General features: G+C 41.5%; 11 protein-coding genes. 4 read left to right on the forward strand and 7 right to left on the reverse strand.

Annotated features, from left to right (window positions below; translation table 11 throughout):
• Nucleotides 1–37: 37 nt before the first annotated feature.
• Nucleotides 38–10,081 carry a DNA/RNA non-specific endonuclease gene (locus ACYRY3_RS14095; RefSeq protein WP_460202278.1) on the forward strand — a complete coding sequence of 3,348 codons (10,044 nt, stop codon included), beginning with the start codon at nt 38–40 and terminating at the stop codon, nt 10,079–10,081.
• A 370-nt stretch (nt 10,082–10,451) separates the two neighbouring features.
• On the opposite strand, the gene ACYRY3_RS14100 is transcribed toward ACYRY3_RS14095, so the two are convergent.
• The gene (locus tag ACYRY3_RS14100) at nt 10,452–10,742 is read right to left on the reverse strand and encodes a hypothetical protein (RefSeq protein WP_460202279.1); all 291 of its coding nucleotides are present in this window, start codon (nt 10,740–10,742) and stop codon (nt 10,452–10,454) included.
• Between the two features lie 3 nt (nt 10,743–10,745).
• Entirely contained in the window at nt 10,746–11,369 is a 624-nt protein-coding gene (locus ACYRY3_RS14105) for a hypothetical protein (RefSeq protein WP_460202280.1), read from the reverse strand.
• A gap of 623 nt (nt 11,370–11,992) precedes the next feature.
• Between ACYRY3_RS14105 and ACYRY3_RS14110 the strand changes: the two genes are divergently transcribed.
• The gene (locus ACYRY3_RS14110; RefSeq protein WP_460202281.1) at nt 11,993–12,778 is read left to right on the forward strand and encodes an MGMT family protein; all 786 of its coding nucleotides are present in this window, start codon (nt 11,993–11,995) and stop codon (nt 12,776–12,778) included.
• Nucleotides 12,779–13,015: 237 nt separating this feature from the next.
• Nucleotides 13,016–13,333 (forward strand): MGMT family protein, encoded by a 318-nt coding sequence (locus ACYRY3_RS14115; RefSeq protein ID WP_460202282.1) that lies wholly within the window; start codon nt 13,016–13,018, stop codon nt 13,331–13,333.
• Here the strand turns inward: ACYRY3_RS14115 and ACYRY3_RS14120 are convergent.
• The 4 genes from ACYRY3_RS14120 to ACYRY3_RS14135 all read right to left on the reverse strand — a co-directional run bounded on the left by ACYRY3_RS14120 (nt 13,324) and on the right by ACYRY3_RS14135 (nt 15,947).
• A complete protein-coding gene (locus tag ACYRY3_RS14120) occupies nt 13,324–13,485 on the reverse strand; it encodes a hypothetical protein (protein WP_460202283.1) in 162 nt (53 codons plus the stop codon). The genes ACYRY3_RS14115 and ACYRY3_RS14120 overlap by 10 nt on opposite strands.
• Before the next feature lie 102 nt (nt 13,486–13,587).
• Complete coding sequence (locus ACYRY3_RS14125; RefSeq protein WP_460202284.1) at nt 13,588–14,097, reverse strand: DUF4168 domain-containing protein; 510 nt, start codon at nt 14,095–14,097, stop codon at nt 13,588–13,590.
• Nucleotides 14,098–14,427: 330 nt separating this feature from the next.
• On the reverse strand, nt 14,428–15,354 hold the full coding sequence (locus tag ACYRY3_RS14130) for an EndoU domain-containing protein (RefSeq protein WP_460202285.1): 927 nt from the start codon (nt 15,352–15,354) through the stop codon (nt 14,428–14,430).
• 80 nt (nt 15,355–15,434) lie between these two features.
• On the reverse strand, nt 15,435–15,947 hold the full coding sequence (locus ACYRY3_RS14135; RefSeq protein ID WP_460202286.1) for a hypothetical protein: 513 nt from the start codon (nt 15,945–15,947) through the stop codon (nt 15,435–15,437).
• Between the two features lie 330 nt (nt 15,948–16,277).
• Between ACYRY3_RS14135 and ACYRY3_RS14140 the strand changes: the two genes are divergently transcribed.
• The gene (locus ACYRY3_RS14140; protein ID WP_460202287.1) at nt 16,278–16,547 is read left to right on the forward strand and encodes a GlsB/YeaQ/YmgE family stress response membrane protein; all 270 of its coding nucleotides are present in this window, start codon (nt 16,278–16,280) and stop codon (nt 16,545–16,547) included.
• Nucleotides 16,548–16,623: 76 nt separating this feature from the next.
• On the opposite strand, the gene ccmS is transcribed toward ACYRY3_RS14140, so the two are convergent.
• Nucleotides 16,624–17,052 carry a beta-carboxysome assembly chaperone CcmS gene (gene ccmS / locus ACYRY3_RS14145; RefSeq protein ID WP_460202288.1) on the reverse strand — a complete coding sequence of 143 codons (429 nt, stop codon included), beginning with the start codon at nt 17,050–17,052 and terminating at the stop codon, nt 16,624–16,626.
• Nucleotides 17,053–17,089: the final 37 nt, after the last annotated feature.

The following is a 17,089-nucleotide window of genomic DNA, read 5'->3' on the forward strand; positions in this document are numbered from 1 at the left end:
AAATGATGAAACTCTTACCTTTGGTGATGGTTGGAGTTTGGCTAACGTTGATGCAGATATCCAAACAAACGTCACACTGACTCTTCGAGAGAACCTAGGCGTATACAATCCATTCCGCATGGGGACGCGGTTGTACTTAAGCGCACCGGATGGTAACAGAATTGGATTTACCTTTGCACCACAGAAGGTAACGATTCCTGGTGTCACCTATTACACTCCTGCTTGGGTGTCAGATGTTGCTGGCTATCAGTTAGAGTCAGTTGATGCCAAGCTCACAGCTGCGGGTAATAGCTTCTATGACATGAAAACTGGGGAGGCTTATAACCCTGCAAGCGGTGAGTTGGATGGCTACGAGTATAAATTAACTGATGGTAGTGGCAATGTTTACTATCTCAGTACCAACAAAGGTATCGTTGAGCAAATTGCAACCAATGGCACTCGTTTAGTTTACAGCGATAGCGGTATTACTTCCTCCACAGGTGAGACGATTCGGTTTGTTCAGGATGCTCAAGGTCGATTAGAACAGATTACCACTCCTGATGGCACACTGGTTAAATATACCTACGAGGGCAGCCATTTAGTAGCTGCACGTAACTTGTCAACAGGTAACGTCAGCCGGTACGGCTATTCTTCCCCCTCTCCCTCCCTCCCTCCCTCAAACACTCCCTCCCTCCTCACCCTAGCCACCGGCAATCCCGGTACTCCCGGTAGTGTCATTAGTTATGGTGCTACACCGCAAGTACTCACCGTCGGAGGTGATTTGGGTGGTGCAGTACAGTGGAATGGTCAAGTTATTAATGGTGTCGGTACTGAGCGCTACACATTCAGCTTGAGAGATACTGAAATTTCTGCCACCGCAACAGGAATTGTCCTTGTGAGTGTTAACGCCGAAGGGGATGGCGTGTTGAGAATGCCTGCGATCAATGGGTTAACACCAGTCGCCAGCAACGGCAATTATGGCCTGTATGCGATTGATAAAGCTGGATTGAATTTAGTTGAAGTTGTAGGAAGTGGCGGGTATAACTTACAACTCACTGTTGCAGGGGATATTAACCGCGATGGGGCTGTGGATGGTGTTGATAGTAGCTTGCTGGATGCGGCAATTCGCGCTCTTCGCTATAACCAAGCTTATGACTTCAACCGCGATGGTGTATTAAATGCCGCCGATGTGCAGATTCTGGGTAGTAATTATGGTTTTACTGCAAATCGAGCACCCGTGGGTAAACAGCAGAGTGTACTGACTCACGTTGATTTAGATGCAACGATTGCGTTGAATAAATTGGCTACTGACCCAGAGGGAGACGCGGTATTCTTCCGTATTATTAGTGCAGAAAATGGTACGGCAAGCTTGACACCAGACGGTTCGTCTGTACTGTTTACACCTAATGATGATTATTTTGGGACAGCTAGCTTAACATTGGTTGCCCACGACGGATATAGTACCTCGGCACCATTTCAGGTGGATGTAAATGTGAGCAATGCAGCGCTGATTCATCTTGATTTTGCTAGGCGCGGTTTGCGTCTCGAACGGGGTGAAAGCACCGAGTTAGTAGTAGTTGGTGATTTTGCTGACCAACAAGATGTAGTGCTACCTTACTCGTACTTGCAGTTTGCTTCAGATACGTCCACAGTGGCATCCGTTACAAATATGGGTGTAGTGACTGGATTAAATGATGGTGTGTCGGTACTCAGTGCGTCGCGCAATGGAATTAGCGCGGTGACCGCACTAAGAGTGGGTGAGTTAGTGCCCACGTCTGAAGCAGAATTGAATACCGAGCTTGCTGAAGAAAATGGTTTGAACGTTTACCCACAAGCAGTTATGCTGACTAAAGGCTCCACGCGGCAGTTGCTTGTTGGAATCGAAGGAATATATGATTCTCCGGACCTTAAGGCTAGCGCTACAGGTACTCGTTACTTTGTCAACAATCCAAACATCATCAAAGTCGGCGCAGATGGATTAATTACCGCGCTTGACAATGGTATTACTAATGTTACCGTTATTCACGGTGCATCCGAATCTGTAGTTCCGGTTCGGGTAGAAACTCCACGCATTTTGAGTGTAGCTCCAAGTGCCGCAGCAGAAGCACAATTAGGCGCTAATGGTGGAATTGTCGAAGTCGAAGTACTTGATGCTGACAATGAACTTCGCACAATGCAATTAATGATTGCTCCTGGTACGCTATTTGGAGATACCAATATACGCTTCACCCCATTATTAAATGAGCAACTCTTATCGCTTGCGACTCCAAATGACTTCAAGTTTTTATCAGGATTTAAGTTAGAAGCTGGTAACGACCCACTAATGTTACCTGTGCAATTGGCGATTGAATTACCGCATTCCCTGAAGGCAGATGAATCGCTCTTCGGTAAGACAGCATACTTCTTTGAGAAAAGCCTTGTTCCAGACGCAAGCGGTAACTGGCGAGAAAATTGGGTGGTTGCAGAATCAGCCGTGGTTGGTGCGGATGGTATGATTCGCACTTCCTCACCACCGTGGAAGGGTGTAAGAGAAGGCGAATATATAGTGGCAATTGATACCCTTCCTGGTGGTGTAGCCCTAGTCAAAGGTAAGCTAACGGCTACCTACAATATGCCTTCGCAGTTGGTTAGTCTTTTCCCGGCAAGCTACACAGTCACTAATGGTTTGTCTTCAATATCCATCGGGAATTTAGATAGCAATGTAGCTATAGTCAATAATTACAATAGTGCCTACCTTAGCGATGGAAAGCTAACAGCCAAAGTTTTTGACTCAAGCCTGTTAGTTCAATTTGAGAAAATATCAGTTGAAATTAGCGGTATCAGACAAGATGTACTCAATTTGATTGAGTTAATTCTTGAATTAACTAAGGAAGAAACTTCTTTATCCGAGGATATTGAACGACTCGAACGTGTCTATCAAATTTTAGACGATATGTTTAAAGGAGAATTACGTGCAGCACTGGAAGTAGAAACACCAACAAAACCAACAACACCAACGCAACCATTCCCAGGACCAGCACCCGCAGGACCAATAGTACCAGTGCCAACACCAAAAACTCCTGAAGAAAAAGAGGCACTACAAAAAGAAATCCTTGTGGTGATCGTCCAAAAAGAAGAAAAATTAACTCAAGTTAAAGAAAAATTAAAAGTAGAGCGTCAAAAGAAAGAATCACTTGAAGAAAGAAGGGGTAAGTTGGATGACCAGATGGGAAGCTTGCGTAATGCGTTAAGAGCCTACAATTCCGCAGGCAATATTATACAACTACTGGATACCGCACCATTCTTATCAGTTAGTTACGATATTTCCTCCTTAGAGGTCATTAAAGTACCGACAGTCGGGTTGCCACAAATAACCCCGACTGGTGTGCAACTGAATACAAATGGTCTCCCCAGTTTTGAAGTAAATTTAGGAATCCCGGCACCAAAAACATCTGGCCCTGCGGCACCTCCAGTATTGCAACAGGCACAATTACGATTTAAGAATGAGAATAATCAACCTTACCCAAGTAACCAACCAGTACTGTTCCTAACTGGTAGCAACATTCTGGTAGATAATGGTGATGACCCATTAGGCAGTTCCTTTGAAGATTTAATTGTCAATTTCCAAATGGGTTCAACCACTGTTACTGCTAAGGTTTTAGCTGATTTAAGCGAGCGCTTACCTAATAATCGCTTCAAGGTAGCGGTTTTAGTGCCAAACACCGTAGTCTTGGGTATGTCGGATATCAGCATTACTAGACGGCAAAACCAAGTTGTAGACCGGGTTGGTACTGTGCCAATTAAGAGAGAAATCAAGCTCGATAGTAATGAAATTCAGCTTGAAGCAACTGGAGAGTATATATTTGGTACTCAGCGCTTGTCGGATTTAGTTTCCGTAATCGATGGACGCGACCCCAAAGCTTTATTTGCCGACCCAAGTAGTAACGTGAATAGCAGTGCTGACCTTCTACTGAGTCGAATTCCTGTTGGTACTAATGATATTTCTGACCGACCGCGAGATATTGCTGTCACTAGCGATGGTACCCGTGCTTACGTAACGCTGGAAAACTCTGGTCGCGTTGCTTTAGTTGACCCAATGGTGTTGCAACAAATTGACACTAATGCCAAAACTGAGGTGCTCGACCCCATCAGTTTAGGTACGGATGCATCTCCACGTTCGATTGCGATCGATGCGCGTAACGATTTTGCATATATCGCTGATAGCAACATGGGAGTTATTTATGTACTTGATCTGAATCCCAATTCGGCACAATACCATAAAGTTGTTGAGAAAATACAAGTGGCACCAGCACCATACGGGTTGCGGGAAATGGCTATTAGCAGCGATGGTCGGAGGTTGTTTGTCACTGCACCTAGCAGTATATCTGCAAACACCATACCTCAACAAAAAAGTCAGATTTTTGTTATCAACATAGACCCCAAAGACCGTCCGACTAATCCAGCCCAAAATAAAAATAATTGGCACAAGCAAATTGGTACTGTTGAAGCTGACCGTAGAGTAGAAGGGATTAGTGTAACCAATGACCCCAACAAATTGGTATTTACCAACCGTCAAAATGACCAAAAAGGTTATGGTGTTTTAGAGATTACTCAGAATGAACCTGGTAAGTTTGCCGCAAGTACTAGATATGCCGAGTTGCAACTCGGTCCAATAGACGATTATTTTGATGTCAATAACGGCATCTCGGTAATTGTTACCCGCGATGGCGAGTATGGCTTTGTGGTTGGTAACAACGGCGGTCCTTTCATGCAAAATGGAGGTTTCCGAGAAGATGTTGATGGGGTACAAGCTGGTAGCAATATTGGTATTATTCGAGACCCATTAGGACGCAATCCTCAACTCGTAGCCGCAACTCGACCAATTCCACTCGGGTTTGCAACTGACTTATTGCTTTCGCCAGATGATAAGTACCTCTACGTTGCAAACCCCAATGGGATTGGCGTAATGACCTATGATATAGATGAAATTATCTACACCCTCAATCACCCAGAAGGGTTCATCATTGATGGACTTGATAGAAGCGAAAGTTCTCGCTTTTTCGACCCCAATACTGCCAGAAATGCTAAATATATCGATTTTGAAAAAGTACCAATTGATGATATTAATCCAGCCATTAGCGTTACGGCTGACTACGGGATTATCATTGAAGATCGTCCAAGAAATCAGTTTACTTATGGAGTCTTAGATGTAGCTGATGGTTTTGGTGGATGGGTTGAAAGTAGTTTTGGTCCTATTGGCACTTATGTCTTTAACTTAGCTGCGACTTCACCTCAACCAGATTGGTTGCGTTTAACTAGTCCCCTTACAGTTACAGGTGAACTGACTCCTACTTTTACATGGGAAATTAAGGATGAAACTGGTAGAGAGAAAAATGTTAGCAAAGTGGAACTTTTTGTTAGTGTTTTTGATAAAGGTAAAGGATTGCTGCCATCCGATTATTGGGACAATTTAACTTCAGGACCAGACTACAATCCTAATCGTATTCTCACTGCTACATGGGAAAATAACCAATGGCAGTTAGCAGATGGAACTCTAGCCAGTAATGAAAAATCTAATAAAAGCTTCACACTTCCTAATAACCGTATGTTAACGGCTGGTCAAAAATATTATTGGTATGTTCGCGCTGACAATTTAAAACCCAAAAAAGGTGAATTTACAACTTCACTACCATCAGTTCAAGGCGATGTTTTTAGTAGTGTGACTATTTTGACTCCTGGTGTAGAACCAGGGGGTAATATCCATAGAGATTTGGTGAAAAACAAAATTAATGCGCTCGCAGAACATCTTTTTAACCAAGGAGCTTCGGTACTGGAATACAATACACGGTCTGGAAAGTGGAATCCTGTTACTTACAATGGGCTAAGCAGACCTGCTGAACACGGTAAACCGTTAGTTTTATTAGCGGATTGGACAAAAAACATTAACGAGCAAAAATCACTATACAATTCTGGTTTTTCAGAGGCAGCAGCAGATTCTTTATTTGCATCATTGGTGCAGCTAGATCAACAACAAGGTGGTAGTGTCGGACAGAGAGATACGAAAGGAAATCTTGTTAAACTGTATTATCCCAATGGAAACCTTATCCGCAATCAGGGATCTGTTTTCAACTCTCCATTACATTTTATTGGGTTTGGTCAAGGGGCTGTAGTAAATAGCGAAATTATTCAGCGCTTGGGAACCTTTTTCCCAAATGCGGGCGGTACTAGTAAAGAGAACCGTGATTTACAAATGACAACAGTAGACCCTCATGACTACGATGTTAATTTCTCACGAGGAGCATTCCGAAACATCCTCGATCCCAACATTAGGGTATGGGAAAATGTTACCTATGCCGACAACTATTTTCAGGAAAAAGGAAATGAGCAAACATTAAATGGGCAAATAATTTTTACATCTGATTGGAATGTAGATTTAGGAGGTTTAGCAGGATTTGACCAAGACATAAGTACAGGTGGTCCTCATAGGTCTGCTATAACATGGTATGCCGGAACCCTTAATTTAAGCGAAAGTGATGGAGTTTATCGTCGTCTTGGCGACTTAAACGCGTCTCAGTGGAATCTCAATCAGCCTACCACTCCATCCACTTGGTATACTCCTGACCACGCTAAAGTTAATTTGGAACACGGTGCCCGTAATGCGCCTTGGGAGGGAATCAGCACTGGCTGGTTTAACTCAATCTTGGGTGGTGGCTCTCAACTACGTCCATATTTTGATGATGGGAAAAAGACTAAACAGGAACTTGGAGACTTTAAAGAATATATAGAAAATCATAGGGTTTCAGTATACGAAGATAATACTTACACCAGTTCTACAAATATAAGCATTGGAAATCGGATGCGCGGTGACTATGCTGTACCTACGCTGTTTAATGGTAATTTTGACGCAATTACCGGAAAAGTAAGTTCACAAAGTATTCCTGGCTGGTCTCTTTACAATGCTGAAAACGAAGGTTCGCAAGCTAATTTGACTAGGTGGCATCAAATTACTACTTTAGACCAGAATTATTTAAATCAATTGCGTTATAACCAAGACCAACCTAATTATGCCTTGCAATTAGGAGGTGGCAAGACAACAAAAATATTACACAACTATTTTGTTGTACCAGAATGGGGTGATTTGCGATTTAACCTTCATGCGCCATCTCAGAATGGAAAGCTTCATGTATATCTAGAAACTGAACCTACGGATCCGAAAATTATTGGTAGCGGTCGGCGAAAGTTAGCGACAATAGATTTACTAACACCTCCAACAAATAATGATAATACTATAAAGATAACGAGGGATGATGATGGAAGAGAAACGCGACAAGTAATAAGTACGTATGAAAATGATATCTATAAAATTGACTTCGGCAGAAGAGGCTTTGAAACTTTCCATGTAGACAGCAAATTACTTGACCCGTTTAGAGGTCAGGTAGCGAGATTAAGATTTGAATTAGAAGGCGGTAATACAGTTTATTTGGACGATGTATTCTTCAAGAGTATTCACCTCAAATTTGGAAATCCAACTGAAGCAAGATACACTGAATCTAAAAATGTCAACGACCCCTATAGCTCAAATTTAATAATTGAAAAGCCTCAATATACAGTAGCGTATGATAACAATACAAGAAATCCAGTTTGGGTTAGTTGGCAATTAAATCAATCGTGGTTAGGCTCTGTAGGGCGTCCTGATACTGTCTTTGCTGAAGATCCTGAACTTCCACCGGATTGGAAACGAGTTAGCACAACTGATTATACCTTCTATGCAAATAGTTATAATCTTAGTTATGGTTTTAACCAAGGCCATTCAATTCCTTCTGGAGATAGAACAAACAGTGAAAAAGACAACTTAGCAACTTTTGTTGGCACCAATTTAATTCCGCAAAACGCTGATAATAATATGTTCTTTGGAAGTTCAAATGACCCAACACAAGCATCTGCATGGTTCAATATTGAAAAATTTGGGCAGCGACTAGCAAACCAAGGTAATGAACTATATATAGTTGCAGGTTCTTTTGGTAGAAATCAGCAACCTCAGAAAAGAAGTAATGCTATTGCGGATAGATCTGGGTTTTCAGGAAATACAAATTCACAAGCTTTAGACAGTAACGGAATTAATATTCCAACTTGGACGTGGAAAACAATGCTTGTTTTGGATCGTCCGGGTTTGGGTATTAATGATGTAAATAGTAATACAAAAGTTTACACATTTCTAACACCTAACAGAGCCGAACCATCAAAACAAGACTGGATTAATGCAGGAACACAAGGAATATTACACCCATTTTATGAGCTTACAAATTTGCAATTAAATCGAACTGTTGCTCGTATTATGAATAGGGATGAGTGGCGAGATCCGAATACTTGGCTAGTTTCTATTGAAGAACTTGAAAGCGTTCTTCGTAGTAAAAGTATTAATTTTCTGTCAAATGTTTCCGAAGATATTCGTACAGAAATAAAGAGACAAATATATTTGCTGCCAATACCTATCTTGCCACCGACCACATCTCTGTTGGCAGGCACAGAATTAACATCAGATCTAAAGGACACAATAGGAATCAACGACGATGTTTCCATTAGGTATAGTGGTATTACAGAAGAAACCTCGCATTATGGGGAGAAAGAAGAACTTAACTCCGCTCGGGTTAGTACTGCTCAGATTGGAATGATTCAGATGGCTACGAGCCAAATTGACAAAACTGAGATTGCTTCCACTCAAGTTAATGTCAACCAGGTAAGCGTCACTCAGGAAGGGTTCTCTGGCTGGCAGTTCCAACCCACTAAAATTCCTTTCTCCAGCCTTGTAACTTCTGAGCAAATTGTCAACAGCAATTCGCCTCAGGCAGGGTGGCTTGGGCAAGTCTTCGTCAAACTCTACCCATTCGTCATTAACTATAATGAAAAAACTATATTACCTAACGTATATAAAGATAACCCACTCAATCTCTGGTCTACCTTCTTCGATCCTGCTAATCCCTTCGACCTAACCTTCCAAATCACCGACCTCCCCACCGGGCAACTAGCCGAAGCCCAAATCACCAAATTCGACCAATACGGGCGCTCGAACGGAGGTATCCTCACTATCGACACCGACGCTAACGGTGTAGGCTGGTTTATCGACACCACCCCTTGGGAAAACAGCGAATTCACTCAGACCCTAACTGACACAGCCTTCCGCGCCACCATGGGTGATGCAGCTCTTAAGTACGACCTCCTCACTACCATCCTCCACGAAATGGGGCACTTGGCAGGTATAATTAATGGCAACCCAGGATTTGACCGCTACGTACAAACTATCAACGGCTCGAAGGTCTTCTTTGGCGACAACTTTAATGCAACCCTGACCCGCGATGGTAGCCACCTCGACTATAAAGTACATCCCGACGACTTGATGAATAACACGTTGGTACCAGGTGTACGTAGATTGCCATCACTACTTAACCTACAAATAGTCAATGCTATCCGTGGTATAAATGCTTCAATACCACAGCGTTCAACTAACCCATCACCTCAACCATTCTTCCTCCCCATTACCCCAACTAACTATCAACCCGCGTATAATCAACCCCTTACACCAAGCACTCACACTAACCTTGCGCCACTTACTGCAATACTATTGGCAGAAATTACCAATGGCGATTTCAACATTGATGACCCTAACCACAAAGACTTCGGCTGGTCAAAACGTGGTGCCGCAACAATCTTAAATAAAGAAGCTGTCCTGAGCGAAAACTCACCCTTTAACAGCAACTTCTCTCAATCGTTTATTATTCCAGAAGGAGCCAAGTACCTACAGTTCACTCTCAAAAACACCAACTTGGGTCAAGATACTCCACTCGCACCAGGTGACGCATTTGAGGTGGCACTACTCGACGCACTCACCAAACAATCTCTCGTCAACACACTCACCGGCTTAAGCAAAACTGACTCCTTACTCAACATTCAACACGACGGCACAGCTTATACCAGCAGCAAAGTCAAATTAGTTAACACCACTCCCAGCACCACACTTGCTCTCAACCAACCACTAACATTTAGAGTTGACCTCACAGGAGTACAACCTCTTACAGCAGCAACACTTCACTTTGATTTACTCGGTATTTTTCTTGAGCAAAGATAGCTGGAGTTAGTAAAGCCTTTAATTGCTGAGAAATTACTTCATTATCTATAGTAGGGGTATTATGTTTATGTGCATGGTCAGAATTTTGTTTTTGTCGCTTGGGCATAGCGGTAGACCAAAATTTTCATTACCGAGATTAATCATTGAATTTACATAACAACGTTGCCCACTGCTGACAAAATTATTCTGTTGTAACACTCTTGGTTTTGAAGAAGATTAGCCCTATCAAAAACTTACTTAATAATGATAATCAAATATTGGGGGAAGGAGGCGAGCAACGCTCGCCTCCTTCCCCCACCCCCAGCTAAGATTATCATTTTCGTAAACGGTTTTTTGAGTATTTTAGCTGATTGACAAAATACACTTTTTCTTAACCTGTCACGGGTGCAGCATGAGCATCATTACCCTCAATTGGCTCATGGCAAACCTCTAAGCCTTTTTCTATGACCAATTGAGCTTTTATAGATACAACAGCATTTTTACCTATTTTTTTAGCTCTGATATAGCTTTCTTCTATTGTTGTTAGAGAAAGTATATCAACAGACATCTCAGAGTCTCTAAAAGCTGCTGAGGTTGGTCTGTTTTCCTCCCAGTTAAATTGACCTGGATGCAGCCACCTCAGCAACTTATCAGAGGGCTTTATTTGATAGGGTTCAGCCATTTATTAACAGTCGAATCTAAATAATAGCCAATCTAGTATAGAATACAACTCCTCTATATGGCATTCTTCTTCAATGTCCGAATTGCCCTCAGTCTTCAAGTACTCAAGTTTATCCTCTGCTTCTAAGGGAATGTAAATTTCTAACTGTCTCGAAGAGAAACGTTTTCCAGCCCATTCAAATAAAATTTTACCATCAGAGCATGGGGCAATAAACGGCTCAATTTTTGAAAAATCAAGCCCTCTATTAATACAGTAAGTACGGAAATAAGCGTAGAGGCTTAGAGCTAAATCAATCTGTTCTTTAGAAAATTTAGGAGCATCATAACCATCCCACTTATCTTCCAAATCTGACAAGTGAATAATTCTTTGATAGGCATTAGTATTTTTTCGCCAGTCAAAAACTTGTTGCTTGCGCGTATCGATAAATAACGAGGAGTCTTGCATAACGTAAACGCCATTAGAGGATAAGAACTTTAAAGCGGCTTTTGAAGCTGCTATAATAGGAGCAATACACTTGGCATAGGTAGTTGAAACAGAGTAAACTTGCTCTGCTGTTCTGGAAATTGAAATATTATCAGAGTTTTGGACAACCTTTAGACGGGCATCTCCCCATGTGGTTTTGTTCATGTTGTTACCCTTGCTATGACTCTAAAAAGGCTTCTTCTATAAAAGACATAAAAATATCGAAATCAGTCTTTCAAGACTGTATAATATTTTTTACGTAAGATACTCTTTCTCTGCGGACAGACTACACCAACGCGCAGCACGCCGACAAAGGAGGCATACGACCGTTCGCTCCAACCAATCTACTTCATTTAGCTGAGAAATACTGTATTAAATTTACTATCAAAATCCAAGCCTGCGATCGCCATGAACTTCGCGAAACTTATCAATCTTGCAATAGTCCACTTTTCTCCGGTGTCAACCTCTGCTTCAGAGGATAAATTAACCTCTAAAATTTGAGCATTAGTGCTGTTTCAACTTGCTACTCACATTATACGCCACTTGCATACTTGCGAGATCGAGCGTATCAATGCACTAGCTAATTAAATCTTGTCCGTCACGGTACAATTTCCCGACAACGATGTTGAACTTGTAACCAGTTGCGGTTTCAACGTGCGGTCGCGAAAAATTTAGTTTTTCGTCCACGATTTTGACTTTTTTTGCCAATACTGCAGGGGAGTCAATTAGCGATTTACTAGATTTCTCATTTTTACTTTCTATAATTTTTTTACTTAAAGGAATAAGAAATGCCTGTTGAAAACAGTTCTATACTACACCTTTTTACTAAGCCAAAATCCGGTTCACCAATGGTAGAATTGATAAAATTAACTTTAAAAGTTGGTCATGGCATAGAAGGTGATGTAAATGCCAATCCCATGAGCCCCAGGCAAGTTTTGATTGTCAGGCAGGAAGATATTTTGGAATTGTCTATCCCACCAGGGGAATTACGAGAGAATATTGTTATTACAGGTATTACCTCTGAACTATTTGTGCCTGGTTCTCTACTCATTTTTGAAAGCAGTGCTGCAGTGCGTCTCACTTTTCACTGCGAGCCATGTAAGAGAGTAGCACATTTAGTAGATTCTCTGAAAAATATTCAAGGAAAAAGAGGAATTTTGGGTGTTATTATCACAGCAGGTACAATTCAAGTTGGCGATCGCTTTCAGGTTCACCAAAATCGATTTGCAGCATTATCTGAAAATCCATATGAACGTTTTCTATCTTTCCTGATAAAAGTACCACGTGGAAAAGTAGTAACCTACAAACAGATTATCCAGGGAATAGGAGTAGATAATAGCTATATGCGAGCTATTCCTACATACCTGAAAAAAACCTCTGCTGCTGATTACCCCATACACAGAATTTTAAACTCTGAGGGCTATTTAATACCGTATATTGATGCTCAACAAAGTAAGCTAGAAACTGAAGGCATTCAGGTTTTGTATCAAACAGATTCATTTGGAAAACCAAATAAGTCTTTTGTCAACCTTAAAGAATATGCATGGGAAGACCAAACTATTTATCTAGAGTAAGTAAGTCGGTAAGAAAAAACTTAACTGATAAAGACCGTCCTTAGTCATTTGTCAATGGTCATTTGTAAAAGTTTCAGATGCATTTACATTTTGTAACGTATTTCTGTTTATTCACACCAACTTACTTAGTAGAATAGTTATATAATCAGGAAGCACAATTGAAAATCGTTGTAAAGTTTGCAGTATAAGTCTGTTACTTTCATCCTTTATCCTTGATACTTCAGCCTTCATGTACTAGTGTCTACTTACGATAACATCTACGCGATCGTGCGCCAAATTCCCTCAGGTCGGGTGGCAACTTATGGTCAAGTGGCAGACTTGGCTCATCTGTATGGTAAAGCGCGTTTGGTGGGATATGCTCTCTATCGTGTGGATTTGAGCTTATCCGATGTTCCCTGGCATCGCGTAGTCAATGCAAAGGGGGGAATATCTCACTCACCATTAAGACATGGCACAGACTACAAGCAGCGGCTACTCTTGGAAGAGGAAGGAATAAAATTTAGTCCAGACGGAAAAATAAATTTGCGCGAGTATCTCTGGCAACCTCAAGGATAACTTGCTAAAAAAAGTACGATCGCTCCAATCTTGTTTTCTCCAAAACTGAAAGCGATCGCACTAGGGATGTCCAAGAAATAAGTTATCCATCTCGTGGGACGGGCGTCTTTGCCCATGCTATACCAATGGCGGGCTGGAAGCCCGTACCACAAGAGAAAGTTGGATATTTTTATATCTGGAAGTCCCCTAATTAATTAAAATTTTATGAAAAGCTTGCTGATACCCGTAGGCTGCTCTAACAAACTAACCAGCAGCTAGCCCTTAATCATTTCCCGCACTTTTTTCTGTAGTGCCGGGTCTTGTCTGACAACTGCTTCAATTTGATTAAAGCGCTCGGGTCTTAGACCTTCAGTCTGTAAGACTTGCTGCATCTTGGTTTCTGCCTGTTGCTGAATTTCCCTCAAACTTGCGAAAGCCTTCTCAAATTGTTGTTTTTCCTGTGGGGTGATTGCTTGTTTGGGCTGCTCTGATGGGGTTCGCTGTGCCTTGTATATCGACATAAATCGTGGTTGGCTCAAACCTGACTTAGCAATGACTTGCGTCATCTCTTGATTTGCCCCCTGCTCAATTGTGATTAACTGTTTAATCGTGCGTGCAAATTTTTGCAGTTCTTCTGAACTAACTTGGGTGTTAGTTGAAGTATTGGACGCTGGAGGCTGAGTTTGAGGGGTTGGAGATGTTGGTTTTTGCTGTGCTTGAGCCGACAGGTTGCCGACCACCAAGAAAAGAGAAATACAGCTACCTGTCAGAAATTGCTTGAACACGTTGAGTTCCTCCTTAGAGATTACCTGCCCCAGGTGAGAGAAGGTATTGGACTTCTTTGACCAGCTCGTCAACTTCCATCGATGTGTAGGGCATATCCCAAGGCAGCACTTAAACAGCAAGGAAAGATTAACTTGTGTCTATCGCTCACGACTCCAGGTATGCACCATCGTGGTACGGCTTCATACATATTAACTAAATGCAGTTAGCATTGACTGTGAAAGGTGGCACTTCCCCCGTTTGGCTACTTTAGATCGCAATCTGCAACTCGTGCTTTCAGGCAACATGGCTTTCACGATCGCAATCTCCTAGCTTTGAAACTTACAAGACCACTACTGCTTGCACCTGCGGTTATTACCGGGAGTTGCATCAGGGAAGAATGTGCGGACGGCACCATTCTTGGTGACAAATACCGTTGTAAATGTTTTGCCTTGGTCCGTAACAGTTAAATGACAAGCTTTGGTTGTGGAGTTGTTATTGGGGTTGTTCTTATATGCTAAAGATGCGATCGATAGAATTTCTTGAGCATTGAGAGTATAAGCATAACCTTTAACAGGAGATCGAGCAGTTCCATTGCCTACTTTCATGATGACACCGATTGTATAGATGACACCGGGAATCACCTCTTCTCTGGATGTATTATTCGGTAACCGACCACCTAAACCTTTCTGTTGAAGTTCCAAATAACGACCTACAAAGTGCATCCCGCCAATTGAACGACCTGGAACGGGTTCTCCGCAGAAAACGTGGTCAAACCCCTTTGCCTTAAACCAAATATCAGTCAAGTCGTTTAAGAAATCTGCATCTGAAGTGCGACCTGAAATGAGAAATCCTCCTACAAATCGCTTGATATTTGATAAAACGGTAGGATTACTTCTCATCATTACTTGGAAGCTAGAGGGATTGACAACTGTACCTGGTGCCCCGCAAATATTATTGACTGCTTTGTCAAAACTATTCAAAGTTGGGGGTGGTGGTGTCACATCTGCTGAACCACTAGGTTTTATACCAGGCACGGGATTGTTGATATCGTCAAAGAATGGCAAAAAATCGGAAGCTAGAGAAATAGAAGCCGAATTAGATGCTGAAGAAGAAGTAGACGGATCGGGAGAAGCCAAAGAGCTAAAATTGCTAATAATATCAACAGTGTTGATTCTGGTTGCAGTTCCAATTGCGGTACTATTTGCTTGAAAACTAAAAAATGAAAGTAAGAAAATTGCTCCCCCTACTATTTTTAAAGGCGGAACTAATTGAGGCATAATAAACTGGATTTAATAGTTGATTAGTTATTTTTAGCATGAGAATTTATGGGTTATAAGCTGCGTTTAATGACTTTTACTTAATCTTCATCTTTCACCCAAAGCATACCAATTCTGTCAGGGCTTACAATAATCACTCCGGTATCAAATGTTGATTCTGTAATTGAATCCCATTCACTCATTCCAGAGTAATTGTCCACAAATGATGCATTAGTAAAAAATTTACAATTGCCTGTAAATATACTTAATAATTTAGAAGAAATTTGCTGGGCTTCTTGAGGTGTCATGAGTTCTACAGAATAAGCCAAATCTTTGATCATGATAAACTTTAGAATTTGTTCGGCTTCTTCTTTGCTAATTTCTCTCCATCGATCTCCGATATTGTAACAGCCTTGTTGTCTTATAAATGAATCGATTACTGCCGCAATGTCTTCATCTTCTGAGGGTTGGATAGAGCGACTGGCTGCAGAAGGTTTGGGGATGATTTTTGTGATTTCAAACAGGACTTCTCCCTGATTGCGCTTTGATACAATTTCTGTTTTCAGTTCTTCAATATTCTCGGAATTGTCGGATTCTAAATTCAGGTTTACCATGTGTTATTTGGTTTTTGAAAGGTATGTAGATTGGGATATGATGGGCAGTGCCCACCCTACGTTAGTTAAAGATTCTTTAAGAATGGTTTAGCGATAGCTTCGCTACTGCCTTCGGCAGATCGCATGAGGGTTCAACTTATCAAGAATTGATGAAATGAGTATAACTTTGGAGCTATACCTATCTAACTTAGGCTTAATTAATTGTAACTTGTAGCACTTGTATTCTATTTCTTGGGAAAAAGTTAAATTGTCTCTGATGAAAGATGAATAAAAACTAAAGCACGAGCTTAAATGGTGATAGTTGAAAGATAAAAATAAGGAATTGAAAAGATGAACCTTATTGCTTGGGTCGTTTTAGGTCTTCTAGCTGGCGCTATAGCCAAGGCTATCTATCCCGGTTATCAAAGTGGTGGGATTTTAGGTACCTTACTTCTGGGAATTGTTGGTGCTTTCGTTGGTGGAACATTGGTTAATTTATTGCAAACAGGAACTTTTACTCTAACTTCTGCAACCCTAAGTATTCCTGGTTTGTTTGTAGCTGTATTGGGTGCTATAATCGCTATTTTCTTGTACTACAAATTCTCCCGCAGAGCATACTAATGTCTCAGGAGTGTCTGATTTTCTTGTGGAACGGGCGAGATGCCCGTTCCCTACATATTTTTGTCACGAGTCAAGTCTACACTTCAATTACCTTGCTCAAACCCGCTTCTAACTCGTCTAGTAAGGTATTGACATCTTTACCAACGTGTTCGTAACACGTTGGCGGCGGGGTTTCGGGCTGAAAATAAATTAATTTGATTTGGTCGCGAGCAATTCCTATCATGAAAACTTCGACTTCGGGGTTGTGATGCTCCTCAATTCCTAAAACTTCCTGAAGTCTGTTTTCTACATTGTTATTTAATTTTTCTAGAGCTTCTTTCGGGCAATAAACAAAATGTGGCGCAGGTTGTAAGTCAATACCAATTATGCCTTGGCTGTTGCCATTTTCTAACCACAAACCCCAAGACAGCGCTGCTAATTCTTGTTGATGTTCTTTCACAAATCTATTTAACTGGTGACGCCATAGGGCGTTGGTTGATTCGGGTTGGTTAGTACCAAACATCATATTGGCAACGGATTATGTATAAGGTGTTTCAGCTGTC

The sequence above is a fragment of the Scytonema sp. NUACC21 genome (genome assembly GCF_054684315.1).

Bases quoted from the DNA above. Each gene is read 5' to 3' on its own strand.
- ACYRY3_RS14130 (WP_460202285.1), bottom strand. From the start codon at position 15,354: ATGCCTCAATTAGTTCCGCCTTTAAAAATAGTAGGGGGAGCAATTTTC.
- ACYRY3_RS14110 (WP_460202281.1), top strand. From the start codon at position 11,993: ATGCCTGTTGAAAACAGTTCTATACTACACCTTTTTACTAAGCCAAAA.
- ccmS (WP_460202288.1), bottom strand. From the start codon at position 17,052: ATGATGTTTGGTACTAACCAACCCGAATCAACCAACGCCCTATGGCGT.
- ACYRY3_RS14140 (WP_460202287.1), top strand. From the start codon at position 16,278: ATGAACCTTATTGCTTGGGTCGTTTTAGGTCTTCTAGCTGGCGCTATA.
- ACYRY3_RS14100 (WP_460202279.1), bottom strand. From the start codon at position 10,742: ATGGCTGAACCCTATCAAATAAAGCCCTCTGATAAGTTGCTGAGGTGG.
- ACYRY3_RS14135 (WP_460202286.1), bottom strand. From the start codon at position 15,947: ATGGTAAACCTGAATTTAGAATCCGACAATTCCGAGAATATTGAAGAA.
- ACYRY3_RS14105 (WP_460202280.1), bottom strand. From the start codon at position 11,369: ATGAACAAAACCACATGGGGAGATGCCCGTCTAAAGGTTGTCCAAAAC.